Source organism: Ensifer sp. Root423 (genome assembly GCF_001426275.1).
In the GTDB taxonomy this organism is placed as follows: Bacteria; Pseudomonadota; Alphaproteobacteria; order Rhizobiales; family Rhizobiaceae; genus Ensifer; species Ensifer adhaerens.
Genome location: NZ_LMEG01000046.1, coordinates 109,724 through 134,382, shown reverse-complemented (window position 1 = coordinate 134,382; position 24,659 = coordinate 109,724). Strand labels below are relative to the sequence as shown.

The window sequence follows — 24,659 nt, the reverse complement described above, 5'->3', positions numbered from 1 at the left end:
ATGTCATTAACGCTCCATCCTAGATTTCGGACGGTCGCGCTCATCGCAGCCACTGCAGCGTTGGCCACCACACACCCGGCCCTTGCGCAGGAAGGCTCGGTCCTCACGTCTCTGCAAAACCAAATCACAACGGCAGCCAAGGGTTGGGAAACCACGGTGATGGACGCGGCCAGGTCGCTCTTCTGGATTCTTGCGACAATCGAGATTGGCGTCGCGGCGGTCTGGCTTGCCTTACAAGCGGCCTCACTCGACAGTTGGTTCGCCGAGCTCGTTCGCCGGATTCTGTTCGTCGGCCTCTTTGCATTCGTGCTCGAGCAAGGCCCGGAGTTTGCGAAGTCTGTTGTCGATAGCTTGTTCGAGATTGGAGCCGGGAACGGTACCGCCTCACCTGCAGATGTCTTCAACGCCGGTTTAGTCGTTGCCACCAAGATGTCGGAGAAGGTGCAGTTTGGCCTTTTCGAGGACAATGCACTGGCTATCTCAGCGGCGGTGGCAATGGTCGTGACGGTGATAGCGTTCTCGCTCGTGGCGGCGATCTTCGTATCGGTGATGGTCGAGATGTACCTGGGTCTTCTCGCCGGCATGATCATGCTGGGTCTCGGCGGATCGTCATTCACAAAAGACTTCGCAGTCAGATATCTTGTCTACGCCTTCTCCGTCGGCATGAAGCTGATGGGACTGGTAATGATCTCACGCATAGGATCCGAGGTTCTAATCGGGCTCGCGAATGATCCCGAAGTGGGCGACCAGTTTCAAACCGCCCTGGCGATTGCCGGCATAGCCGTCGTCGTCTTCATCATCGCCATGTACGTGCCCGCAATTCTGCAGGGCGTCGTGCAGGGCGCCTCTGTGACGGGTGGAATGGAAACCATTCGTCATGGGGGTCAAGCTGCCTCCTTCGCCGCCGGTGCGGCGTCACTGGCAGCCGGTGCGGTCGGCGCCGGCGCCGCAGCGGCCCAGTCCGCTCGCGCAGCCGGCTCAACGACCGCCGCCTCAGCGCTTCGCGGAATGGGAGCGGCTCTCGGCTCCGGCGGCAAGGCAATGGGGTCTGCCGCCAAAGAGAAGGCGATCGGATCGCCTGGTGCCTATGCCGGGTCACTGCTCGGCCTTGCCAACGCGAAACTCGACAAGGCACGCGGGCGCGCCGGCCGGAGCAAGGCGATGCCTGAGCGAAACGATGAATAGCTTATCGAAGGAATATACCAATGGCAGCAAACCGCGCCCCCGAAAACCCGTACCTTGCTGCGCGTCAGGAATGGTCCGAGCGATACGGCTCCTATGTCAAGGCGGCCGCCGCGTGGCGCATCGTTGGCATTCTCGGGCTTGCCATGGCTGTTATCGGATTCAGCTACGCAATGTATTTGAGCACCCAGGTCAGGCTGGTGCCCTACATCGTCGAGGTCGACAAGCTAGGCACACCGATCGCCGCGGGTTTCCCGGAGCAGATAGAGTATGCCGATGCGCGCGTGGTGCGTGCGACGCTTGCAAATTTTGTGGCGAGCTTCCGGAGCATCTCCCCGGATGCAGTGGTCCAGAAGCAGTACATAGACCGCACTTACGCCCTCCTTCGCACATCGGATCCATCTACCCAAAAGATCAACTCATGGTTTCGCGGCAACTCGCCGTTTGAGAAGGCCAAGTCGTCGACCGTGGCCATCGAGGTCAACAACGTTGTCGCGCTTTCGAACCAGACCTACCAAATCGACTGGACGGAATACGAGCGCGACCGCAAGGGCAAGGAATCCGGCACGCGCCGGTTCCGCGGGATCGCAACTGTCACGCTGACGACGCCGCAGGACGAGGCGATCATCCGCATCAATCCCATTGGCCTCTACGTCCAGGACTTCGACTGGACCGCGCAGCTTTAAGGGCAGGGACATTCAAATGCACAAATCAGTATTGATGGCGGCGGCAGGCTGCATGGCCGGGCTCGCGTTTGTCGGCGGCACGTTCGCGCAAGATATGACGACGAGCGAGGCAAAGGGCACGAGTTTATCCGCCAAATGGCGTGGCGCGCCGGGGCTCGTTACAAAGGGGCCCGACGGCAAGGTCATCTTCCTCTTTGGGCAAATCCAGCCCTCGGTGGTTTGCTCGCCGCTCCAAGTCTGCGATATCGAACTGCAAGGCGGCGAGATCGTTCGCGACGTGCTTGTTGGCGATACGGTCCGATGGAAGGTCGAGCCGGCGACATCAGGTGCTGCCGGCGGGCAGGCAATCCATCTCATCGTCAAGCCATCCGAACCTGGCATCGTGACCTCAATGGTCGTCACGACGTCGCGGCGAACCTATCACATCCAGCTGAAGTCTCATCCGAACCAATATATGGCCAGGGTGGGGTTTGAGTATCCGGAGGATGTCGCGCACAAGCTCGCCGATATCAACTCACGACTGGAGGCCGGAAGCTTCGGGTCGGCGGCGCCCGAGGTGCTGACTTTTTCATATACGGTAAGCGGACGCGCGCCTTGGAAGCCGAAGCGCGTCTATTCCGATGGCCGCAAGACCTACATCCACTTTCCACGTTCCATCGCCGGGCAGGATGCACCGGTTCTCTTTGTCGTCAGCGGCGGCCAGAACCGCGTGGTCAATTACCGCATGAAGAACGACATGATGATCGTCGACTACACCATCGATCGGGCAATCCTTGTCTCTGGTGTTGGCTGGCGTCAGCAGAAAATCACGATCAGGCGAGGAGGTTGAACCGTGCCAAGATTTTTCGCCGCTCTCGTTGCGGCACCCCTTCTTGCAAGCTGCCAGACCGCCGATCCACAGCACTCGGTGATAGGAGCGCCGATCGCCATCACCGGGCCGGCTGCAAGCGCGATAGCAGGCGACATGGCGAGCAGGTTTGCCGAGCAAATCAGGTCCGCCGGCGCGGCCACCATCAAGTTGCAGGGAGAGCCGTCCGAATATGCGGCGGCGCTCGAGGCCGCCTTGAAGGGGTGGGGGCACACGATCGTTGCCGATGGAAAAGCTGCCAAGGATCAGAACCCGATCGAACTCGCCTATTCAGTCGATAGCATCGACGGCCAGGTTTTCGCGCGGCTGACCACGTCCTCGATCTCGCTTGGCCGCGCCTACACGCCCACTGCGACAGGCGCGACGCCGACGAGCCCGCTTTCGATCATGCAGCGCGGATGACAGGAGGCGACTTTGGTTCAATCGCTACAGCTCGGTGCATCCCCTAATGGCGACGATCAGCATGGGATGCGCCGCCTCAACCGGCTGCCAATCATCGTCACAGTCATGATCGTTGCGCTGTTCCTCGGCGTTGTCGTGATTGGACTTTCATGGCGCGGACTATCGTTCAATCGAGCCAATGAGCTTGAAAGCGCGGCAAACGGCAGCGCTACGAATTTCGGAGACCAGTTGAAGCGCGGTGTGCCGGACGGGATTATCGGGGAGCCTGAAGGCAAAGAAAGCGTCCAGCCGACGCCAGCCGTTGTCGAGAAAGAGCAGGCGAGGGAGCCGGACATCGAGCGGCAAGCAGAGGTCCGCGATAGCAAGCGGCAACGGCTGGAGTCCGAGGAAGACTGGAAAGCTCGACTGAAGCGCGAGCAGGACGAACAATATATCCGGGAAGCCCAGCGCCAACGAATGGCCCGCCTGCAGGCGCGTGCTACCGCAATGGATTCACCTCTGACTGTTGACGTCTCCAACGCTCGGACGTCTGCGGCTGATCGTGTCAGCGGCAGCCAGAGCTCAAGTCGCGCCCCCAATAGCGCTTCTGACCTCTATGCAGCTGCGATGAAGTCCAGTGCGATGGGCCAGAATGCCGATCCAAATGGACAAACATCGAAGGAAGACTTTTTCAATCAGGACATCAAGGATCTCGGGTACCTGCCCAACCAGGTCGTGCCGGCGCTTTCTCCCTATGAGCTGAAACGCGGCTCAGTCATTCCTGCTATCTTGCTTACGGGCTTGAACTCCGACCTACCTGGAAGGATCACAGCGCAGGTCAGCCAAAACGTCTATGACAGCGCAACCGGGCACCGCCTGTTGATCCCGCAAGGTGCAAGACTGTTCGGGCGCTACGATTCAAAGGTGTCGTTCGGCCAGCAGCGCGTGCTCGTTGTGTGGACCGATCTCATTCTTCCGAATGGCTCAACACTACAGATCGGCGGCATGGCCGGCACAGATGCCGAGGGCTATGGCGGCTTTAGAGACCGGGTCGACCGGCACCTCTGGCGAACATTCGGATCGGCGGCGCTTATTGCGCTCATCGGCACCGGGATCGATGCTTCAATGCCGGAAAGCTCGACCCTTGCGACACAGGATAGCGCCTCGGACGCAGCGCGCAGGAATTTCGCAGAAACCTTCGGACGCGTCGCCGAGCAGACGATCTCCAAGAATCTCAACGTGCAGCCGACAATCCGGATCAGGCCGGGCTACAGGTTCAACGTTCTCGTCGACCAGGACATTATCTTCCCATCCCATTACAAGGGCTAGCTGAGCACGGCCATTAGACGAACCTCGTCGGTTGTTGATCGATTTCCGCAGGTTGAGCGACGGCGCACGGTTAGCGGCTCGCTATTTCCGTGCATTGTTGCGCTTTTATTTGGCGCCTTCGACAAACACTAATATCAAGTATCTGAATCGCGCTTTGGACTCAAACGCCACAGTGCGCCAACGGTCTTGAGTGTTTGGACGAAGGTTATGCCTTTTTTGTGGAAAGGTATAACGTTGATTTTTTCGACGAACATCAGTCCTATCCTTGACCTAGATCCAGTTATACCTTTTTTGATAAACGGTATAACGTCGAGGAATGCGACACGGGCAGCTGAGTCCGGTGAAAAATAAGCCGAGATCCTCCCGAAAAGAGAGCCAGTGGCGGTCTATCCGCTCGGCGACAAGCGGCTTGCCTATCCTGCTACGCAATGGAGATGCAGAAATCCGAGGAAAAAAGCCCGCCAATGAAGCAAATCGACCTCATGTACCAGACCATGCTGGCCGAACTCGGCCAACGCTCGCTCGACGCCGCATGGACGGCCGACTTCCCCCCTGAGGGCAGGTTCACGCCGGTCACAGTGAAAGATCGCCGCTACTGGTACTTCGATATCCCTGATGGAACTGGGGGCAGGACACGCCGCTACGTTGGTCCTGCGGACGATCCGGACATCGCAAAGCGCGTCGAAACCCACAAGCGAGAGAAAGACGACCTTCGCGCCCGCAGGCGCATGGTGGCGTCGCTGACCCGCGAAGGAGGCATGATCGCTCCGGATTCAATGACGGGCGATATCGTCGAGGCGCTGTCGGCTGCAGGCCTATTTCGGCTGCGGGGCGTTCTCATCGGCACGGTAGCTTTTCAGACTTACGCCGGAATCCTCGGTGTTCGCCTGCCGATGGCCGCGCTCCTCACAGGCGATGCGGACATCGCACAGGACTACGCCATCTCTCGTGAGGTTGAAGACACCCTGCCGCCGATGCTTGAACTGCTGCAGTCAGTGGATCCCACCTTCATCCCGGTGCCCCATCGATCGGGCGCCGCGTCCTCGTCCGCTTTCCGAACCGCCAACTGCTACAGGGTCGAGTTTCTGACATCGAACCGCGGCTCAGACGATTACCTCGACCCGCCCGCTAAGATGCCAGCTCTGGGTGGAGCTCGTGCCGATCCGCTGCGTTTTCTCGATTTGCTGATCCGCGATCCGGTGCGGACAATGCTGCTTCACAAGTCCGGTGTCCCTGTGACTGTCCCAGCCCCCGAGCGGTATGCCGTCCATAAGCTCATCGTCGCCAGCCGCCGACACAACGACGTGCAGGGGGCTGCGAAGCGGGACAAGGATATCCGACAGGCCGAACTTCTGTTCGAGGCCCTGCAGCAGACGAGGAGGGCATCGGACCTAGCCCTCGTATACAACGAGGCGTGGGAACGCGGTCCGCAATGGCAGGAAGCCATTCGCGCCGGAGCTGGCATGATGAGGGAAGAGGGATTGGACCGCCTTAGGGACTGTCTCACGTACGGCGCCATCCAGATCGGCGAAGATATCACAATGCCATTCTGACGACACAGGGAACGGGATGAATGTCAATTTCCGCCGATGCGGGACAGGTCAATGCGAATTCCAGCGCGTCCAAGATCCTCATTCGTCCCGTTCGCGGGTATAGTCATTGCTGCTTCCTCATCATCGATAGAATGCACTTTGCTTTGCTTCGGCATTTCGATTGAACCTCCCGGGTCCTCCGCCTCGAACACGCTTACGCCTTCGAACTCTCCCGTCTTCCAGGCATAGACCGCATCCTCGAAAATCTGCGGAAAGACGTCATCGCTCCTCGGATTGCCGTACCATTTGGCAACGATCCGCAGGATCTTCGCAAACATCAGCGTGCCCATTCGCAGGTTCGCACATGGTTCGACGAGGTCGGATTTCAGTTCGTACGCCTCTTTCAAGACTACTCCTGCCGGAAACTGCGTTAGGCCCACGCGAACGACTGCGCGCCCTACATTCTGCCGTATGATCTCCATTGCGCTGTCCGCTGTTGTCGCCTTCGGCACAAGGATCAATCGCCCGCCCGAATTCACGGTAATGGTAAGCGGATCGGGCGAGCCGGCTGCCTCAACGAACTTCTCTACGATCGCCGGCCTGAGTGAGGGGTCGGCACATTCTTTGATCAACGCAATGTCCATCATGCGATCTCCCGGTTCAGGTATTGAAGGAAATGACGAGAGGTTTGTCGAAGAGCCGTGCCCAGGCCTGAGCGCTGGCGCGTTGAATGTCGACGATTGAGGTTCCAGCCGTCCACCACCCATTGCCGACGGCGACGATGGCGTCGGGATCACGGAGCATCGATTGCAGGACCGGCCAGGCGACAAGCAATTCGTAGCAAATCAGGGGAGCGATGCGGGTATTGCCAACGAAGGCGGCGGAATCGCCAAAGAAATGTGCTTTGGCGCCACCGTCTCCCCCTGTCCAGGCCCGCCACGGCTGCCACATGGAACCGGGAACCGGCATTCGCTCACGATAAGCGACTTCACCACCCTTTTCGGAAATCGACACCAAGACGTTGTCGTATCCATCGTCATTCAAGACCGCTGCGCCAGCGAGCACGATGAGACCGGTTCCATTCAGCTCATGGTTCCAGAGGCGTTCGACCGTCGGCGTCCAGAAACCGAGCGCGCTCTCGGGAAGAACGACAACCGAACCTTGGCCTTGGTTTGCTGCCCGGACCGTTGCTGCAAGAGCACGGTGGCGGTCAAGATTGCTCACGCGACCGAGGGAGGCGCCGAAATCAAGATCGACACCATGCCAACCCGAAAGTAAACTCTGCGTCGTCCACTCAGCGGCGGACCAGAGCCAGAAGCTCATCAAGGCTATGGCTGCAGCCGGCCGAAGCCAAGTCGTCATGACGGCGAGGCCGGCTGCCATCAGCGCCAGTCCCGACCAACCCCATCCCGGGAACACGACGCCTGCGGCGGTGATCGGGTGCGCCCAGCCAAGAATTCCAAATGGTGGGACCGCCATGAGGACGGATGCGCCGAGATAGAAAATCCCGCGCCGCCAACCACTTCTTCCGGTCCAACAGGACGTATGGACGACGACGAAGGCGCTCGAGGCGATCAACCACAGTATCAATCCGGGCCAGAGGTCGGACGCGTAAAACGTTGCGACGCCTTGCGGCAAGCCACGCGACGCCGACAGAAAGTAAGCGGTGGAATCCAGCGCGGCCTGCGCTCTGTTTTCCGCCGTGGACCAGAGTGCGGGAAATAATGCCGAGACCGGCAGCAGCAGCACTTCACCGCTCCAGCCAACCCATCCGACGGCCGCAGCACTGATGACCTGCAGGAGAGGTCGGAACCAATTATGGGGCATAAGTGATAACCTCCTCTGCCAAACCGAGGATGCCCGACGCCGGCACCGGGCCGAAGTAGCGAGAATCGAAGGAGCCCCGGAAACCAGAGTGCAGGAACACGGTGCCCGACGGCACGCTGCCGCCACTGAAAGCTGTCAATCGTCGGCCTCCCCCGTCCTTCGATGAAAGCGTGGAGCTCAACACGGGAATACCGTCGATGGTGACGTTGTGACCGATCTGAACGTATTGGCCTGGCAAGGCCACGATCGTCTTGATAAGCGGAGCGTAACCGCCTGGGCAAAGTCCCGCCCTCAGATAACCGCGCTGGCGCGCGATCTCCATAGACCTCGCCTGCGGAGGGCAGATGAAGACGAGATCGCCGCGGGCTGCCGGCCGCTCGAGCGGCCTGATACGCCAGACGCCCAAGGGCTCGCTTGGTGTCAGGTTCACACGATAACCGAGGAGCCCGCCCAAGCCGACAATGATCGGAATTGCCAGGGTGGCGACCAGAAAACTCCTCGACCGGACGCTTGCGCGTGATGGCCGACCCGAATGTCCAAATAGAGCAAGGATCATTTCAGTGAGAGCCCCTGGCTCTTCGTTTGACGAGATGTCTCTGACTGTTTCAAGGCAGTCATGGTGTGCTCATGCGCGGCGAGCTGCTGAGCGGTCCGCATGGCGTTCCAAGCAGATTGGACCTCGCCCTTCTGCGATGGGTTCATATCCGACGTCAGCCTCTGGAACGTCTCGCCGTTCGGCTCTTTCGCAGCCAGTGTGAGGAAGGTCCGTTCGCCAAACCGCTCGGACACCGCTCTGGCAAAACCATCGAGTTCCGCCTTCACTTGTCCCTCGGCAAGCGCAAACTCCAGACCCGCCGGAAGATCATTCCGATCGATCGCATCTCGAACCCGTTCGAGTGTCTGCTTGGCGGACGGCGAGAGGGCGGGAATGTCGATCGAGAACTTTGCGCGGATCGACCGTTCCTCCGTCTCGTGCTTGCGCTCGGCCACCGCGCGGTGGCGCAGGTAGCGTTCCAGATTGCGCGCGAGAGCGGGGGCATTCAGAGTCGCCTTTTCTCGATCTTGCTTGTGGGCGCTGCTCACGAACATGCCTGTCTTGCCCTTGAGCGCACCAAAACTTTCCGGTTCCGTGTTGATTTTCGCGATCGCGGACTTCGCGGCAGCTTCGTCCGCAAGGATGGCGTCGACATTGATCGCTTTGAATGCGGCTTCCGGCTCCGCGTAGACAACGTGGAAGCGAGATGAGACTTCCTCCCACTGCTTCTTCAGACCGGGATCGGCTGCAAGCCTATCCTCTACCGTCTGTTCAAGCGATTTTGGAAATACCTTAATTCCTGACACCATGGGCTTTGCCTCGTTGATGGCGCTCGCTGTTTCGGATGATTTCTTGATTGGGGACAGGCCCAAAGCTTTGCCGAGGGCAGACAGTTGAGCGCCGAGCTCAACGAGCCGCTGCTTCTGCCGGACAACCCAAACGACCCGGTCTCGCGCTAAAGTGCGCGCGACATTGACGAGATGGAATCCCCGAGCTTCGGCAAAAAGGAGGGCCTGGCGGTAGAAGCTGCCGTTCACATAGTCGAGCGTGGTTTCCTTCGAATTCTTGCGAGACAGGATCGCGATCAGGCCGCCGGCCTTCGCAAAAGAACGACGGCCGTAATAGACGCCGAGATCCTCGCGATGGCGCGTCATCGCCACATAGGTCAGATGACGATCCAGCGAGAGGGAAGCGAGTACTTTCACCCGGTCGACCGTGGCACCCTGGCTCTTGTGAATGGTGGTCGCGTAGCCGTGATCGACATTGCTGTAGAAGCGCTGATCCACCGAGATCTGGCGGCGATGCTTGCCGTCGCCAATCTCCGCAACGATGCGACCGGGAGCCGCATTGGCGACTTTGGCCAGCATGCCATTCTTGACGCCCAGCGATCCCTCGTTCTTCAGGAAGACGATCTGGTCGCCCGCTGCGAAACTGCGATCGCCGTCTGCTGTCTTGAATGTCGCACCCGACTCAATGATGCCGCGCTGTATGAGCTTGGCCCGCGCCAATTCGTTCAACATCCGGACGTCGCGCCGTAGATGAGCGAGGATCAGGGAAGACTTCGCAGGATCGAAGTCGCGGTTCCAGTCGGCAATGAGAGCTGCGACTGCCTCCGACTTCAGTTCTGCGCCGATCATCCTGCCGTTGGCGCGATAGGCTTCGACCGCCTTGCCGACATTGCTACGCGCCAGATCGAGCGATGCATCGCGCATCCACTGCTCGCGCTGGCGGTAGATGATTTCGAGCTCGGCATAACCGATCCGATCCGCGATGGCCCGGAAGGCGGCGCCCGCTTCGATCGGCTGCAATTGCTCCGGATCACCGACAAGAACGAGCTTGGCACCGGAACTGGTGACGGCTTCGACAAACAGCGCCATCTGCCGCGATGAGACCATGCCCGCCTCGTCGAGAACGAAAACGCAACGGTCGTCGAGTTGCTCGCGACCCTTGCCCCAGCACATTTCCCAGGACGCAAGCGTGCGCGAGGCAATGCCCGCTTCCTTCTCCAGACCTTCGGTCGCCTTACCGGCAAGTGCGCCGCCGACGACACGATAACCGGCGGCTTCCCACGCCTCCCGCGCCGCCTTCATCATAGTCGTCTTGCCCGCACCGGCGCGGCCGATGACAAGAGCGATGCGTGCCTTACCCACGACATGCTCGATCGCCGTTTTCTGTTCGTCTGATAACCGGTCATGACGTGCAAATGTCGCGTCGAGCACTGGCCGGCGAACTTCATGCGAGGACCGCTGCGACAGCCAGATCGCGCGATTGGCCATCCCGGCTTCCAGCCGGATCAGCTCGCGGGTGGTGTATTTCGCCGGGGCGCGCAAACCCGTCGCAAAGTCGATCCTCTCGAGATTCAGCCGCAGCGTCTCCGGGCTCTCCAGAATGCGCGCCATCAGGTTCTGGAAGTGGCCGGCGTCGTCGATATAGCGATGCAAGATCTTCGCGATGTCTTGGCTGTCGAAAACGCTCTTCTCACGGGTGAGCAGGTCGAGCACGATACCAGGATTTCTCTGGATCCGACGCGCATTCTCGGCGCGACGTTCCGCCTGGAGCTCCAACCGTTCGAGCGCTGCCACCTCTCCGCAACCAGTCGCTTTCCGCTCCATGGCCTTGGCGCCGACGCCGAGATGGATTGCGGGCATGAGCGCAATACCCTGCTTCTCGAAGGAGCGGCCATCGACGCGCAAGTCGAGGCCGGCGAGCGCAAGATGCCTGTTCTGGCAGGCGAACCAGCCATCTCGAAACACAATGAAGTCGTTGAGGCTTCCGGCCCAAAGCTGGTAGACGATCTTGCCAGCATCATTACGAAGCGGTTTGCCGTCCGGACCTGTGACAGCAACCTTCTTCGAACCGAACCCATCTTCGGTCAGGGGCCGCAATGTCGTCATAAGATGGATATGCGGATTGCCGGGCGCGTCGTGGAAGACCCAGTCCGCCACCATGCCCTGACCCGTAATATGTCTTGCAACAAAATCCCGCACGAGCTCGATGTTCTGCGCGGCCGAAAGTTCGATCGGTAGGGCGATGGTCACGTCCTTGGCAAGCTGGGCGTCCGAGCGTTTCTCGAAATCCTCGACCTTGTTCCAGAAGGCTTCCGAGGTGCCGGACACCGAATGATAGGCAATCATCGATTGCAGCCATTCCGGCGCATCAGCGGGGATGACGAACTCCTCATGCAGAAGTCCCTGCTTGCGGGTGTAGTCGATCGTACGGGCCTCACGCTTGTAGTCCATCTTCGCGCAGTGCCGGTAGGCCGCCGACAGCACCGCACTTCGGCCGGAGCCGCGTGCGACGATACTGACGGAAAAATGCGGAGCGGCCATCGCTACGAAAGTTCCTGTGATCGAGCGAATTCAATACATTCGTCGTGAGCGGCGGCCCCGCTGGGCCAAAAAGCAAAGCGTCGCGTCAGCGACGTATAATTGCGCCCTTCGGATCCGCTCCTTCGGAACGGCCGGGATCATGATCAAAGGCGTTGGCTGCGCCAACTCGCACTTCTGTTAGTGGATCGGCACGCCGATCTGAAGGAACCTGATGCTGTTCAATCCAAACAACATCAGAAAGGGACAACCGTAAATGAAGAAGCCCTCCTCCAGGATCCGCGAAGAAATCGCCAAGCTTCAGGAACAGCTGAAGCACGCCGAGACGCGTGAAGCCGAACGGATCGGTCGCATTGCACTCAAGGCCGGACTCGGTGAAATCGAGATCGATGAGGCGGATCTTCAGAAGGCCTTCGAGGATATGGCCAAACACTTTCGCGGAGGCAAAGTCGGATCGAACGGAAAGGGGCGGGCAGGGGTTGGCGTCGCGGCCACGACGGAAAGTGCGACGGTCTCGGCTGGCGCGACTTCGGGGAGCGGTCACGAGGCTTGAGCGCATGCGCCGCACTACGACTTCAAAGGCGCGCGAAAAGGACACGCGCGACAAGATCGAACTTGGCGACCTGATCGTCAAAGCATGTCTGCGATACGAGAAGCGCGCGCTTATCCTGGGCGCGCTCATCGAACTCGCTCGCCGCCTCAAATACGATGAAGGCGAGCGAACCAGGCTGATCGCTATCGGTGCGGAGGCCTTCAGCAATGACGGCGACTAGGACCCTGTTGGTCGTCGCACCGGTCGCACTCATGGTGACCGCCATCTTTGTCACGACCGGAATGGAGACTTGGCTTCAAGGCTTCGGAAACACGGAAGCGGCAAAGGTCGCTCTTGGTCGCGTTGGAATTTCTGCGCCGTATATTGCAGCGTCGGCGGTGGGTGTCGTCTTCCTATTCGCGTCTGCTGGTTCGGCAAGTGTCCGCTTTTCCGGCTGGGGTGTCGTTGCCGGGAGCGGTGCAACAATCCTGATCGCCGCGTTGCGTGAAGCGGTACGTCTTGCCGCGTTTGCGGGGAAGATGCCGGCAGGCAAGAACCTGGCGGCCTCTCTTGACCCCGCAACAGTGCTCGGCGCTGCGATCGCGCTGATGGCGGCGTCTTTCGCTTTGAGGGTCGTGTTGATCGGCAACGCCGCTTTTGCGCGTCCAGAACCGAAGCGTGTCAACGGAAGACGGGCACTTCATGGAGAAGCGGACTGGATGAAGCTCGCATCGGCCGCAAGGCTTTTTCCCGAATCCGGAGGAATCGTTGTCGGAGAGCTTTACCGGGTCGATAAGGATAGCACTGCAGCACAGTCGTTTCGCGCGGATAGTCCCGACACCTGGGGTGCCGGTGGCAAATCGCCGCTCCTTTGCTTCGACGGGTCATTCGGCTCCTCACACGGGATCGTATTCGCCGGATCCGGCGGCTTCAAGACGACGTCAGTGACGATCCCGACGGCACTCAAATGGGGTGGCTCGGTAGTCATCCTTGATCCGTCGAAAGAAGTAGCGCCAATGGTCTCGAAGCATAGGCGAGACGCCGACCGGGACGTCTTCGTCCTCGATCCAATGGCCCCGGAGACAGGATTCAACGCGTTGGATTGGGTCGGTCGGTTTGGTGGAACGAAGGAAGAGGATATTGCGTCGGTCGCTTCGTGGATCATGAGCGAAAGCGGTGGTGTACGTGGCGTGCGCGATGACTTCTTTCGCGCGTCAGCGCTACAGTTGTTGACGGCTCTGATCGCCGATGTGTGCCTGTCGGGACGCACTGACAAAGCGGACCAAACTTTGCGTCAGGTACGCAAGAACCTCTCCGAACCGGAGCCGAAGCTTCGCGAGCGGTTGCAAACAATCTATGACAATTCGGATTCCGACTTCGTGAAGGAGAACGTTGCGGCCTTCGTGAACATGACGCCGGAGACTTTTTCGGGCGTCTATGCAAACGCGGTTAGGGAAACGCATTGGCTGTCCTACTCAAACTACGCCGCACTTGTATCCGGCTCGACGTTCTCAACCGGAGAGATTGCCACCGGACACGCGGACGTTTTCATCAACGTGGATCTGAAAACATTGGAAGGCCACTCCGGTCTTGCCCGTGTCATCATCGGCGCGTTGCTCAACGCGATCTACAATCGCAATGGGGAGATGAACGGTCGCACCTTGTTCCTTCTCGACGAGGTGTCCCGGCTCGGTTACATGCGCGTTCTTGAAACGGCAAGGGACGCCGGTCGCAAGTACGGTATCACGCTCACGATGATCTATCAGTCGATTGGTCAGATGCGAGAAGCTTATGGCGGGCGCGACGCGGCAAGCAAGTGGTTCGAAAGTGTAAGCTGGATCAGTTTCGCTGCCATCAACGATCCTGAAACCGCCGACTACATTTCCCGGCGATGCGGAATGACGACTGTCGAGATCGATCAGGTGAGCCGCAGTTTCCAGTCACGGGGATCCTCGCGGACACGTTCGAAGCAACTCGCGGCAAGACCATTGATCCAGCCGCACGAAGTGCTGCAAATGCGAGCCGACGAGCAGATCGTATTTACTGCTGGCAATCCGCCGCTTCGCTGCGGCCGAGCGATTTGGTTTCGCCGTGCAGACATGAAAAGTTGCGTAGCGGAAAACAGATTCGAAAAAATGAAATAGGAAGCAAGCATGAATTTTCTCAAAGGCTCGTTGGCCATCGCGGGCACGCTGCTCTGTATGGCTGGGCCGGCAGTCTCGCATGCCGCGGCGCGTGACAGCCTTTCGGCACAGTTTTCGATCTGCTCCAGCGCCCCGCGCGTCAATTGCGTCGTAGATGGGGACACCTTCTGGTTTCGCGGTCAAAAAATCCGCATCGCCGACATCGACACACCGGAGCTCAGTCCGCCGCGTTGCGTGCGCGAAGCAGAGCTCGGTGAAGCCGCAAAGTACCGTCTGCTCGTGCTCCTAAATGCCGGGGAATTTTCGCTCACCAGCGGCTTGCGCGATGCAGATCGCAACGGCCGGAAGCTGCGGACAGTGCTGCGCAACGGATCATCGCTCGGCGAAATCATGATATCCGAGGGCCTGGCGCGCAGCTGGGAGGGACAGCGTCGGAGCTGGTGCAACTGACGCAGCCGAAGGCGATGAGACCTGTCGCGGCTTTCGCCCCGCCACTCTTGAGGCAATGAGCGTATCAGGCAGAGGACGCATCCTGCGTCCGGCGCCAATTCACGCGCCGCTTGACCGGTTAAAAGGGTCGCCGCAGGAGGGTTAGCATAGCGCCGCCGCCAGGCGGAACCCGGGACCGACTATCCCCGGCAAGCGGCTCCATTTGAAGCCACCTTTACGAAACATCACCCTCGTGAATCGATTGGCTGCGATCGATCCATATAAGTCGTTGGAGGTGCAACTGCCCGATCGGCGATGCTCGAGCCATGGGGCGTATAGGCCCGCGCGGGCAAGAGCGGGTGACGACAACGAATGAAATCGCCGACAAGATCGCAACCAACCATGGCCTCACCAAAGTGCAAAGCAAGGCGATCGTCGAAGCAGTTTTCTCTGCGATCACGACTGCCGCGGAATCGCCGAGACTTCCATTCCGGGCTTCGGCAAGTTCAAGGTGAAGGATACGCCTGAACGCGAGGCACGCAATCCGGCCACGGGAGCGACGATCAAGGTCGCGGCAGCCAAAAAGCTCACTTTCGCGCCCGCCAAGGCGTTGAAAGATGCCTTGAACCAATGAGCTTTGTTCGCGTGCGCGATCGGGCGCGTCGCGAAAACTCTCTTTGCATGCGGAGGCCGCCATGGCGGCCTTCGCATGCAAAGAGACCGAGTCCAGCGGACTCGATTCCATCTTCGATCCATAGCCGCTGGCAAGACACTGAATGGGAAATGCCGGCTTAGAAGGGCGGCTCAGGTACAGCTCTGTCTTCCTGCTCCGCCGTGATGATTGCCAATTCGGCTTGCGCCAGTTCCAGCTCAATTTTGATCTCGCGCCGTTCACTGTCGCTGATGGTCCCAGTCAGTTCAGCCCGCAGTTCTTCGATCTGGATTTCGAGAGAATGGGTCATCTTCGTTTCCCTGACGTTTGTGAAAGATGACCGACAGTCCCGAGAAGGGGATGGCGGAGTCAGGGATCGCAACAGCGACCGGCAGAGCCGGCGAGTGGGGGAGCCGATTTCCGGGGCAGCAATCAGGCTGCGGGAGGAAATTGGGGGCACCGCTCGTCCTTGAGGCCTGCATGCCCGCTTGGTACAATCGGATATTCTGAGCAGCTTTTCCGCAAGCCGTATGGCACCAAGAAAGCCGGACCGGGCTCGATGCCGGGTCCGGCATCGTCTTCTCGACACAAGAAGAGGCCTCACCGGCGCGCGAAGCCACCCGCGCCTGTTGCTCCTACACCGCTGGAAGCACGGAAATTCGGTTGCGTGGAAGAGATAGCTGGGTGGCCATGGCTATTTGTTCGATCCGGGATACAACAAATCGATGTCGATTGTAGGTCATCGAGACGCATTAAGACGTGTTTGAGACATCTGACAAACTGCGCAAGAGCAAATCCCAACATCGGGTAGGTACGGCGGTTGGCGCGCCTTTGCAGATATTCGGACTGCACAAAACCGGCCCGAGAAATTTGCAACTGATGAAATCCCGCTTCCGGTACCAAGACCGCCAAGACGGAGCCATGTTTTCCTGCATTGCTGGGGGCCCCGCCGGCGGCGGGGCCCTGGAAACCTCAGTCCCTGCTCGGGCGGGACCAGATGAGCTGGAGTCCGTCTTCGCCTTCCACTTCAGCGAGCGTTGCGTAGATCGGGGCAGGGAAGCTCGGATCGTCAAGCTTGACCGACAGGTAGTCGCGGCCCTGCTCGGAGGTCTTCTGCCAGGCGGCGCCGAGTTCAACGCTGCCGGCGTAGACGCGGAACTGCGGGCCCTTGTCGGAAGGGTTCTCGACCCGGGCGACGCGCGCCTTGACGTTGAGCGCGAGGGTGCGAATGGAGCCGGTGAAGCCGTTTTCGGTGGAGGTGAAGGTGCCGATGGTTGCCATTGTCGTATTCCTTTTCTTGTGTATCGGGCCGCGCCCATCGCGGCCTCGATGGCTGTCGCAAAGACCGGTGACGATCGGACCGCACCCAGCCGGGGTCCCCATCGCGCCCGCGCGTTGGGGTGGCGATTAGGCCGCAATAAAATGGAGGGCGGCAAGTCGCAGATTTGTTAGTGGGAGAGGAGGAGACCGAGCTGGGGTCCTCGCTCGACTTGTCGAGTGGGGTAGGTTGGCTCCGGGGTAAGAAATCTGAGGCTGCCGTTGCGGCAAGACGATCGAGGCGAAGCCGGTCTCCGGTCAGACATGCCTCATCGAGCCCGCAGATGGGTTGCCGGAAACTCTGACGTGAAGGGATATGGCAAAGGCGTGTCGCAGCGCTCGCCGGTGCACAAACGGCACCCGTCGCCTTGACCCACCATGGCCTTTGTCAACCCGCATCAATCGGGGCATCCGCTTCCCTCAATGTGCCCGTTTGCCGGACATACCCGGTGGGATATCGTTGCTCTCGCTTGTCGCAGCCTGGAGGATCAATGCGTCAGCAGACCAAGCCGTTCATCGTCGAACGCAAACCGTCCCGCAAACCCAAACCCGATGCCGAGAGACCATCGATCTGGGGAAGGCTGGACGCTGACATCATCGCACAAGGTCTCAAGGAGCCGTTGGATACGGATCAGGCGGCCGCCACCGGTGGTGACGGCCGCGCTCAAGCATGAACATCATGCCGCTGCCTTCACTTCCGCCTCTGGCTGCAACGAATGCAGGAAGCTGACGGCGCGCTGCGCGTGAGCCGCCGCCTGGAAAATCGCCTGTTTGTCGTTGGCCACTGCGCCCTCCGCTGCCATTCTGAGCGCGTGGGACTGGACCTCCATATCGGCCGCGAACTCCCGCTTGCGTTGGGCGGCGCTGTCATAGCCAACCGGGCCATCGAGGGATCGTTGGACGCCTTGGCGGTGGCGTCGCGCGGCTCGGTCACGGCGCGGGAGTAGAACTGTCCAGCGCCGTGCGCCGATCCGACAAAGGTCCCGACGATGCGCTGCAGATGGATCTGCATGGCCTTTTAGCCCAGGCCTTCGGAGAGGCACTTGGAAGTGTGGATGATCAACCGTTCATGAAGGCTGCGGATGCCATCGCTGTCGACGACTGCTGTCCGAAGCTTTCGGCGATCTTCAATGCCTGGGTGGCGTGGGGGCAGGAAAGGCGGACCATTGCGAGGGTGGTGCCGCGGCGAGGTTGCGATGACCTGGTGTTGGCAATCCGGTTCGGGCCCGATATCAGTTCCAGACCGAGAGAAGACGACATGGCCAAGCCCGGCATGCCGACCGAAACCGGGCAAGTGTAGCACTGGCGCCGTCGTCTCAGGTCCGCCTATTCCCGCCTGTACCCCACAGCCGCATGATCGCGATACTCAAGCTCGCCGATAACCTGCTTGCCTGTTTGCAACGGCGTCGAGTTCCGCCATCATTCGAAGGTCAGGCAGATGCGAGAGACGGGGATCGGATCGGCGCCTTTCCGGCTCCGGACCTTAACCGTCGTCGCCTGTCTTTCGGCAGGCGCCGCAATCTGCCGGGTCAGGGCAATCGAGATGCCGCTGCGCGTCATCGTCGCAAGCGGCCGACGGACAGCGACAGCACTCACGAGACAGGTAAAGGCGCTGGATGCCGTGACTATATCCAGCACCAGATCACCAATGCGGGCAACGGCTAAAACATCCGCGCTGCTGGAAAACTCCACCCCCGTTGGTGATGCGATGTTCGATTGAATGGCGGAGGGTCATGCTGCAGCCCTCTTATCGATGTCATGATCATTCTTCTCGTCGGCTGGTAGAACTGCATCCAGTGGATCGCCATCGACCGCGTCGTCGTGATCCTCTTCGGCGGGATCGTGCCCATCGCCGACGCCACATTCTGAGGTCCCGCGCCAATGATATCGGTCGCAGCGCCGGCGCGGACCCAGCCCAGCAGCTCGTCGGCTGGCGGCGCGAAGCGGCCCAACGCATGGACGAAGTGCTCGTTTGCGAACTGCTCGACGAGCGCCGCACGGGTTTCACGTACCTTCGGCCGGGGCTGGACGGACGCCTCCGCGCAAGAGCCTTCCAGCGCCTGGCGCGACAGGCATAACAAGAACTCCTCCGAACCCATGTTCGGCAGAAATTCGTCGGGAGGCTCAATGAGCCGCAAAGGGATAGAGCTCGTGGATGACCTCAAGGTCATCGCCAGCGTCGATCTCGTCAGAGGGAAGGACGCCGTATTCGCCGTCGACTTCGAAGACGGTGACCGGGACCATCAGGTCGCGGGAAAGCTGGAACGCGTGGGCCTGTGCAAGAGAAAGGTCGTGCGACATATGGAAGGCTCCATCTCAGGAGCGGGCCAATTCCCGATCGACGGCGTCCTGGCTCAGGGCCGGATCTCTTCGTCTGCCGGTCATTTCATGCTGCGCTTCAGATCGAAAATCTGGATCATAGCGGTCGAATTTCGACCGCGAAATTGCAGGATTCACCAATGGACCAAACGACGCCAGGAAGCAGCGCGCATTCCTGATTTCGGCCCGCGTGGCTTAATCAGTGTTCGATGGTCATTGTCGGCTCCCGGCGTTGAAAGAGAGGCCCCGCCTAGCGGCGGGGCCTGCTGCTTGTTAGTCCCGGTTCGGGCGCGACCAGATCAGCTGGTAGCCATCTTCACCTTCGCCCCCCGCAAGTGTCGCGTAGATCGGAGCAGGAAAGCTTGGATCATCGAGCTTGACCGAGAGGTAGTCTTTACCGGTCTGCTCGGAGCTCTTCTGCCAGGCCGCCCCGAACTCGACGTTGCCGGCATAGATGCGGAAGTGGGGGCCCTTGTCGGAAGGAGATTCGATCCGGGCGATGCGAGCCTTGACGTTGAGGGCCAGGGTGCGGATCGAGCCGTTGAAGCCATTTTCAGTGGAGGTGAAAGTGCCGATGGTAGCCATGTCGAAGTTCCTTTCCGTTGTTTCGGGCCGCGCCCTTCGCGGCCTCGATGGCTGTCGATAGGACCGGGGACGATCGGACCGCACCCATTGGGCCGCAATGAAATGGAGGACGGCAAGGGACACTTTTGTTGGTTGGCGGGGAATGGCGGCCTGAGCCGCCAGGGGCAAGAAAAGTGCGCTTGCCGTTGCGGGCGGACGATCGAGGCGTCAGCCGTTTTCCGGTCAGACACGCCCCATCGAGCCCGCGTAGGGAGCGGCCTGAGGCACGGAAGAAACATCTCCATGGCAATGAAGCGGGCCAGCACCGATCAAAACGTTCGGCGGTCGTCCACTGCCGGCGAATGGCGCCGGAACCGACTTTCGCCGTTACTGTCTCCATCCTCGATCAAGGCACAGCTGCCAATCCCGTCGCGCGAATTCGTTTGATCGCGACCCGCCCAGTGGAGGAGACATGCGCCAGCAGACAAGACCGTTCATCGTTGAAATCAAGCCGTCCAGAAAACCGCGGAACTAGGCGCAAAAGGCGTCGATTTGGGGAAAAATGGACCTGCGCGTGACCGACGAACCCATTGCAGCCAATTCGGCAGAACAGGGCCCGTCCGCGGCCACCGATGTCGTCGCTCAACGTCAGAGCGAGCGCCCTTCAGTTGCCTGATGGATGCCCTGGCGCTGTCCCAATCCAAAATTGCTGAACATCCAGCGTTCGACCGACCAGGCAAACTGTCCAGGTCGACGCGAGCGTCCTTCGCGCTGGCGTCAGCGCTGGCGTCTTCCGGGTGGGCAGGGGAGTTTGAGGGGCGGGGCTTTGGGGCGCCCCTCAAGGCACGCGATCGCCTCGCGTCCAGATGCATACCGGACGCGAGGAAATCGATCGGCCGAGAAGGTCAGCGGCGGAGCAAAGCGGCCATTCTCTCACCAATGAGCCAAAGAGCCTTGTTGAGCTTGATGTCCTGATCGATGCCGTTAACCGGTCGAGACGTCGATCGGCGCGCTCTGCCGAATTCATCACGCCTTACAGCACGCAATCCACCTTTAACGCTGTTCTCCTGAACGACATTCCACACGGTCCAAAGATCTTCTGCCCGGTCCTCGATGCGGCGTGGCACCAGCAATTGCTCCGGTTTGATCGGGTTTGTCACCGACCCTTCGCTGTCGCCAAAACGAACGAGATGTGCAGCCTCGGCCAGGACTTCCCTTGCCTCACGCCCCACTCTTAAGCCCGACCAGTCCTGCGGCGCCGCCAGAGTGCGCTCCGCCTCCCCAAGGACGCGATAGGTGCCCTCGATCACCTTGCCTTGAACATCGCCGGAGTGCCGGACTTTGATCGCGTCGATCGTTCCCGTTTGCGCAACGAGCGAGTTGAGGCAGCACACGCGGAAAAGTCCTGCGAGCAATTCGTATGCACTCGTTCCGTCATTTGCATTCTTGAGCAGGATTTCGCAGACGGTATCGCGGACGTGATAGATATTGCCATCATCGAGACGGCGAAGCCGGATGAGGTGCTTTGTAAAATTCGCCTTTCCTTCGGTGCGGCTAACCGATTGGCGCGCTCCGACCGGCATGAACCCCTCCTTTGCGAGACCGCGCAAAATCTCGATTGTCGGGATCGGCTTGAAGCGCTCGGAGCGGCTCTCGTGCGCTGAGGTGGCAAATATCGAAGGTGCAAAGCCACGCATCTCGTCCTCGGTGAGAGCTCGACCGGTGTCAAATCGGGCAGTTTTGGCGTAAATGCTCATTGTCATTTCTCCTTTTCCCTTGGACCGCGAAGCAGGGCCGCGTCCTGCTTCCCGGGGCCGCGCGAGCGGTGGGGACGGAGGGGAAAACAGTCTTTGCGGGGAACCGCCTGCACGAAAGCGCAAGCGAAGGAAGGTGGGCGAAAGACTGTTTAGGGGAGAGAAGGGGCAAAGACCCTCGGCCCCCTCGACCGATCGGGGTCGATCGGTCAACCAACAATGAAGCGTATCGGAGCTTTCAGCATAGCGCCGCTTCAGCGGGAAAGCGGGAATTCGCGTCACGCGAAGGGCGGGAAAAGGGCCGCCGCAGGAGCTTTAACATAGTGGCCCGAAGGGAAAGCGGGACCGACTGCCCCCGACCGTAGCGTTCCACCAATCAGGCACGTGAAGCCCTCGCGTTGGCAGCGCACTCTCGAGCATTCACGCGTGCGGGCAAAATGCTTCCTTTGACGCGCGTTGCTGAAACTCGGGGACAATAGCTGCGTCCGACCAAGCACCGACGAACGCCGGAGAAGGCTAAGACTGGAAACCGTTCGAGGGTGAAAACGCTCCCGAGATTTCGTTGCATTTAGTCCAGGGGGTGAGGTTCGGCGGGGAAGATCGTCTCTCCCGATCCGGCAATCACATGCACAGACACAGACACAGGCACAGGCTGTAGGAAGCTTGCGGTGATAATTCCTGTCGCATTGCCGACACTGATTCGGGTGGCAGGGGGACAACGCAACGGTGATTGTCCTGCAACTGACGGCGTCGAGCTTAACAAATGTGTGCGCAATTTCAGCCGCCGGGAGCGTTGCGTTTGGGAAAAACACACGCGATTCCAACGACTAGCGCGGGTTTGGTCACCGAGTCGTCACAATCGACGTTAAAGCTTTGTTAACCCTATAATTCTGGACGGTTCAGGAGAATCGTGTTCTATCTCTTGGCGGATAATGGCCGTCAAACCGGTCTTTGACCGCCAAGAGGGAAAAATGGCGATAGCTCAACGCGCAGAAAATGACGTTCAACTCAAGGAAGACGCAGCCGCAAAGATCTTGCGGCACGCCGGTCTTTTGTCGAACCAGCTGCAGCAACTGCGGACACGGATGTACCCGCCGAGGTCGGAAAAGGCCTTGAGGTCGTTTCTCACGAACGAAGTCTCGAAGCTGACGTCCATACCGGATTCGACCCTGAAGCTGATGTCATCGGAAGGGCGCGGGCCGACGCCGGGCCGCCTTGAGAACAACCATCGCGTCTACACGCTCGCACAGATCAACGAACTGCGAGAGCTGTTTGCCAAGCAGAAGCCTGCGGAAGCACTCCGCTTCCTGCCTCGCCGCCGACCGGGTGAGCACCTCCAGGTGCTGGCGATCGCGAACTTCAAGGGCGGCAGTGCCAAGACCACCACGTGTGTTCATCTGGCGCATTACCTTGCCCTCCATGGTTATCGCGTCCTCACACTCGATCTTGACCCCCAGGCGTCGCTGTCTGCAATGTTCGGTGCGCAGCCGGAAATCGATGTCGGTGCGAACGAAACGATCTACGCAGCGCTTCGCTACGATGACGCCGAGCGGCGACCGATCAAGGACATCATTCGCAAAACCTATTTCGATGGCGTCGATCTTGTTCCGGGCAACCTTGAAGTTATGGAATACGAGCACGAAACGCCTCGTGTTCTGGCAAACAAGTCGAGCTCTGGCGCGATCTTTTTCGAACGCCTGAAGCTTGCCTTGGCAGACGTCGAACAGGACTACGACGTCGTCATCCTGGACACCCCGCCCTCCCTTGGCTTCCTGACCTTAAGCGCGATCTATGCGGCAACCAGTATGGTCATCACGGTCCATCCTGCGATGCTGGACGTGGCGTCCATGAGCCAGTTCCTCTTGATGATGGGCGATCTGATCAGCGTCTTGAATGAAAGCGGCGCCCAGCTCGACCAGGATTTCATCCGATATCTCGTGACGAGGCATGACCCGAACGATGCGCCGCAATCGCAGGTCGTTGCGATGTTGCGACATATGTTCGGGACAGACGTCCTCTTGCCGACCGCCATCGAAAGCACGGCCGTCGAAGCCGCAGGCCTCGCCAAGCGCTCGATTTACGAGCTCGAAATGGGCCAGATTGGTCGTGACACCCATAAGCGCGCCCGTGAAGCCGTCGATTCGGTCAACGAGGCGATTATCCGCCTTATCAACGATAGCTGGGGGCGGACATGAGCAAGTCATCTCGCAAATCAATTGTCGCGAGCTTCGGTCTGCTGTCGCAAGAACTGGAGAACAAGCTCGCGGACGATCCGCAACCTGCGCCACCAGCCCCGTCGCCGCGCGTCGGGGCTGGCGTTGTCGGCGCGGCGCACCGCGCGATCGATGACATCAGGGCTGAGCGGGACCGCTTGAAGGCAATCGTCGAAGCCGGCGGCGGAACGGTCCTTGAGCTCGATCCCGCGCTGATCGATCCGTCCCCCTACCCCGACCGATTGTCGGATGATGACGGCAGCGATTTCGAGGCGTTCAAACGCTCGATCGAGGCGGAGGGCCAAAAGGTCCCCATCCAGGTTCGGCAGCATCCCTCGTCTGCAGGGCGCTACCAGATTGTCTACGGTCACCGGCGTTGGCGTGCTGCCAAGGAACTTCTTCGGAACGTTCGCGCGCTTGAGGTCGACATCTCCGATCTCGATCTCGTCGTCGCACAAGGCATCGAGAACGCGAGCCGGCAAGATCTGACCTGGATTGAGCGCACATTGTTTGCATCGCGGATGGATGACGCCGGCATCAAAGCCCGCAACATCTATGCGGCACTGTCGATTGCGGATGCAGAACTTGCTCGAATGCGCGGCGTTTATCGAACGATCCCGGCAGACGTGATCGAAGCGATTGGACGTGCCCCCAAAGTGGGTCGGCCGCGCTGGATAGAGTTTGCAAGAACGATAGCAAGCGATCCTGGATCGCTTGAGGTGGTGCGGAAGGTGCTCTCGCATGCACGTGAAGGCGGCTCCCTATCGGATCAACGCTTCCAGCGTGCTTTCGAGGCAATAAAGCCCTCGAGCCCTGCGCGGGAGGACAGCCGTGACCTTCTGGACCATGCAGGATCGAAGCTCGGCGCTTGGAAAATTTCGACCAAGGAGCTTCGTATTTCTGCGGATGGCCCGCTCGGTCAGGACTTCGTGAAGTTCGTCGGCGACGAGTTGCCGGCTCTCATCGAACGCTTCTCGCGTGAGCGTCAAAGCTCGAAATTATAGCCAAGCTGTCAGCTGGTCTATTCGACAAGGGAAATACGGAAAGGAATACCGCAAAAGAAAAAGGC

At 59.9% G+C, this 24,659-nt stretch carries 24 protein-coding genes and 3 pseudogenes; 14 read left to right on the top strand and 13 right to left on the bottom strand.

Features of this window, described 5'->3' with window-relative positions; all coding sequences use genetic code 11:
- The 6 genes from trbL (at position 1) to ASD01_RS32710 (ending at position 5,999) form a co-directional block, all read left to right on the top strand.
- On the top strand, positions 1-1,185 hold the full coding sequence (gene trbL / locus ASD01_RS32735) for a P-type conjugative transfer protein TrbL (RefSeq protein ID WP_060644938.1): 1,185 nt from the start codon (positions 1-3) through the stop codon (positions 1,183-1,185).
- A 20-nt stretch (positions 1,186-1,205) separates the two neighbouring features.
- Entirely contained in the window at positions 1,206-1,868 is a 663-nt protein-coding gene (locus ASD01_RS32730; RefSeq protein WP_060644937.1) for a conjugal transfer protein TrbF, read from the top strand.
- A gap of 16 nt (positions 1,869-1,884) precedes the next feature.
- A complete protein-coding gene (gene trbG, locus ASD01_RS32725) occupies positions 1,885-2,697 on the top strand; it encodes a P-type conjugative transfer protein TrbG (protein ID WP_029742466.1) in 813 nt (270 codons plus the stop codon).
- A gap of 3 nt (positions 2,698-2,700) precedes the next feature.
- Positions 2,701-3,138, top strand: coding sequence for a conjugal transfer protein TrbH (trbH, locus tag ASD01_RS32720; protein ID WP_029742465.1), 438 nt, complete (start codon positions 2,701-2,703; stop codon positions 3,136-3,138).
- 12 nt (positions 3,139-3,150) lie between these two features.
- The gene (trbI, locus tag ASD01_RS32715) at positions 3,151-4,446 is read left to right on the top strand and encodes an IncP-type conjugal transfer protein TrbI (RefSeq protein WP_029742464.1); all 1,296 of its coding nucleotides are present in this window, start codon (positions 3,151-3,153) and stop codon (positions 4,444-4,446) included.
- A 464-nt stretch (positions 4,447-4,910) separates the two neighbouring features.
- On the top strand, positions 4,911-5,999 hold the full coding sequence (locus ASD01_RS32710) for a nucleotidyltransferase family protein (RefSeq protein WP_060645002.1): 1,089 nt from the start codon (positions 4,911-4,913) through the stop codon (positions 5,997-5,999).
- Positions 6,000-6,022: 23 nt separating this feature from the next.
- Here ASD01_RS32710 and ASD01_RS32705 read toward each other — a convergent pair whose 3' ends face one another.
- The 4 genes from ASD01_RS32705 to traA all read right to left on the bottom strand — a co-directional run bounded on the left by ASD01_RS32705 (position 6,023) and on the right by traA (position 11,669).
- Positions 6,023-6,625, bottom strand: a complete 603-nt coding sequence (locus tag ASD01_RS32705) for a TraH family protein (RefSeq protein WP_029742461.1) — start codon at positions 6,623-6,625, stop codon at positions 6,023-6,025.
- Positions 6,626-6,638: 13 nt separating this feature from the next.
- A complete protein-coding gene (locus ASD01_RS32700) occupies positions 6,639-7,805 on the bottom strand; it encodes a conjugal transfer protein TraB (RefSeq protein ID WP_060644936.1) in 1,167 nt (388 codons plus the stop codon).
- Positions 7,795-8,295 carry a conjugative transfer signal peptidase TraF gene (gene traF / locus ASD01_RS32695; RefSeq protein WP_060645001.1) on the bottom strand — a complete coding sequence of 167 codons (501 nt, stop codon included), beginning with the start codon at positions 8,293-8,295 and terminating at the stop codon, positions 7,795-7,797. The genes ASD01_RS32700 and traF overlap by 11 nt, the downstream gene beginning before the upstream one ends.
- A gap of 62 nt (positions 8,296-8,357) precedes the next feature.
- Positions 8,358-11,669, bottom strand: coding sequence for a Ti-type conjugative transfer relaxase TraA (gene traA / locus ASD01_RS32690; protein WP_060644935.1), 3,312 nt, complete (start codon positions 11,667-11,669; stop codon positions 8,358-8,360).
- A 253-nt stretch (positions 11,670-11,922) separates the two neighbouring features.
- Between traA and traC the strand changes: the two genes are divergently transcribed.
- The 5 genes and pseudogenes from traC to ASD01_RS32665 all read left to right on the top strand — a co-directional run bounded on the left by traC (position 11,923) and on the right by ASD01_RS32665 (position 15,405).
- A complete protein-coding gene (traC, locus tag ASD01_RS32685; protein WP_029742457.1) occupies positions 11,923-12,219 on the top strand; it encodes a conjugal transfer protein TraC in 297 nt (98 codons plus the stop codon).
- Positions 12,220-12,223: 4 nt separating this feature from the next.
- Entirely contained in the window at positions 12,224-12,439 is a 216-nt protein-coding gene (gene traD / locus ASD01_RS32680) for a type IV conjugative transfer system coupling protein TraD (RefSeq protein ID WP_060644934.1), read from the top strand.
- Complete coding sequence (gene traG, locus ASD01_RS32675) at positions 12,426-14,342, top strand: Ti-type conjugative transfer system protein TraG (protein ID WP_029742455.1); 1,917 nt, start codon at positions 12,426-12,428, stop codon at positions 14,340-14,342. The genes traD and traG overlap by 14 nt, the downstream gene beginning before the upstream one ends.
- A 9-nt stretch (positions 14,343-14,351) precedes the next feature.
- Positions 14,352-14,792 carry a thermonuclease family protein gene (locus ASD01_RS32670; protein WP_049810932.1) on the top strand — a complete coding sequence of 147 codons (441 nt, stop codon included), beginning with the start codon at positions 14,352-14,354 and terminating at the stop codon, positions 14,790-14,792.
- Between the two features lie 338 nt (positions 14,793-15,130).
- Positions 15,131-15,405, top strand: a pseudogene (locus ASD01_RS32665) (HU family DNA-binding protein).
- Positions 15,406-15,562: 157 nt separating this feature from the next.
- Here ASD01_RS32665 and ASD01_RS36355 read toward each other — a convergent pair.
- Positions 15,563-15,733 (bottom strand): hypothetical protein, encoded by a 171-nt coding sequence (locus tag ASD01_RS36355; protein WP_176960363.1) that lies wholly within the window; start codon positions 15,731-15,733, stop codon positions 15,563-15,565.
- A gap of 662 nt (positions 15,734-16,395) precedes the next feature.
- A complete protein-coding gene (locus ASD01_RS32660) occupies positions 16,396-16,704 on the bottom strand; it encodes a DUF736 domain-containing protein (RefSeq protein WP_060644933.1) in 309 nt (102 codons plus the stop codon).
- Positions 16,705-17,231: 527 nt separating this feature from the next.
- Between ASD01_RS32660 and ASD01_RS32655 the strand changes: the two genes are divergently transcribed.
- Positions 17,232-17,414 (top strand): hypothetical protein, encoded by a 183-nt coding sequence (locus tag ASD01_RS32655; protein WP_049811044.1) that lies wholly within the window; start codon positions 17,232-17,234, stop codon positions 17,412-17,414.
- 3 nt (positions 17,415-17,417) lie between these two features.
- On the opposite strand, the pseudogene ASD01_RS36350 reads toward ASD01_RS32655, so the two are convergent.
- The 7 genes and pseudogenes from ASD01_RS36350 to ASD01_RS32630 all read right to left on the bottom strand — a co-directional run.
- Positions 17,418-17,525, bottom strand: a pseudogene (locus ASD01_RS36350) (antirestriction protein ArdC); the annotation flags it as partial.
- Positions 17,502-17,907: pseudogene (locus tag ASD01_RS35125) on the bottom strand (hypothetical protein); the annotation flags it as partial. The pseudogenes ASD01_RS36350 and ASD01_RS35125, both read right to left, overlap by 24 nt.
- A 252-nt stretch (positions 17,908-18,159) precedes the next feature.
- On the bottom strand, positions 18,160-18,378 hold the full coding sequence (locus tag ASD01_RS35895; protein WP_156623722.1) for a hypothetical protein: 219 nt from the start codon (positions 18,376-18,378) through the stop codon (positions 18,160-18,162).
- Positions 18,379-18,401: 23 nt separating this feature from the next.
- The gene (locus ASD01_RS32645; RefSeq protein ID WP_244495327.1) at positions 18,402-18,878 is read right to left on the bottom strand and encodes a hypothetical protein; all 477 of its coding nucleotides are present in this window, start codon (positions 18,876-18,878) and stop codon (positions 18,402-18,404) included.
- Positions 18,865-19,041, bottom strand: a complete 177-nt coding sequence (locus tag ASD01_RS36345) for a hypothetical protein (RefSeq protein ID WP_029742947.1) — start codon at positions 19,039-19,041, stop codon at positions 18,865-18,867. The genes ASD01_RS32645 and ASD01_RS36345 overlap by 14 nt, the downstream gene beginning before the upstream one ends.
- Positions 19,042-19,332: 291 nt before the next feature.
- Positions 19,333-19,644 carry a DUF736 domain-containing protein gene (locus tag ASD01_RS32635; protein WP_060644930.1) on the bottom strand — a complete coding sequence of 104 codons (312 nt, stop codon included), beginning with the start codon at positions 19,642-19,644 and terminating at the stop codon, positions 19,333-19,335.
- Between the two features lie 884 nt (positions 19,645-20,528).
- Positions 20,529-21,380: a DUF932 domain-containing protein gene (locus tag ASD01_RS32630; RefSeq protein WP_060644929.1), complete on the bottom strand. Its 852-nt coding sequence runs from the start codon at positions 21,378-21,380 to the stop codon at positions 20,529-20,531.
- 929 nt (positions 21,381-22,309) lie between these two features.
- Here ASD01_RS32630 and repA point away from each other — a divergent pair.
- Both repA and repB read left to right on the top strand, forming a co-directional pair.
- Entirely contained in the window at positions 22,310-23,572 is a 1,263-nt protein-coding gene (gene repA, locus ASD01_RS32625; protein WP_089045425.1) for a plasmid partitioning protein RepA, read from the top strand.
- Positions 23,569-24,594, top strand: coding sequence for a plasmid partitioning protein RepB (gene repB / locus ASD01_RS32620; protein ID WP_060644928.1), 1,026 nt, complete (start codon positions 23,569-23,571; stop codon positions 24,592-24,594). Before repA ends, repB begins: the two co-directional genes overlap by 4 nt.
- Positions 24,595-24,659 lie beyond the last annotated feature (65 nt).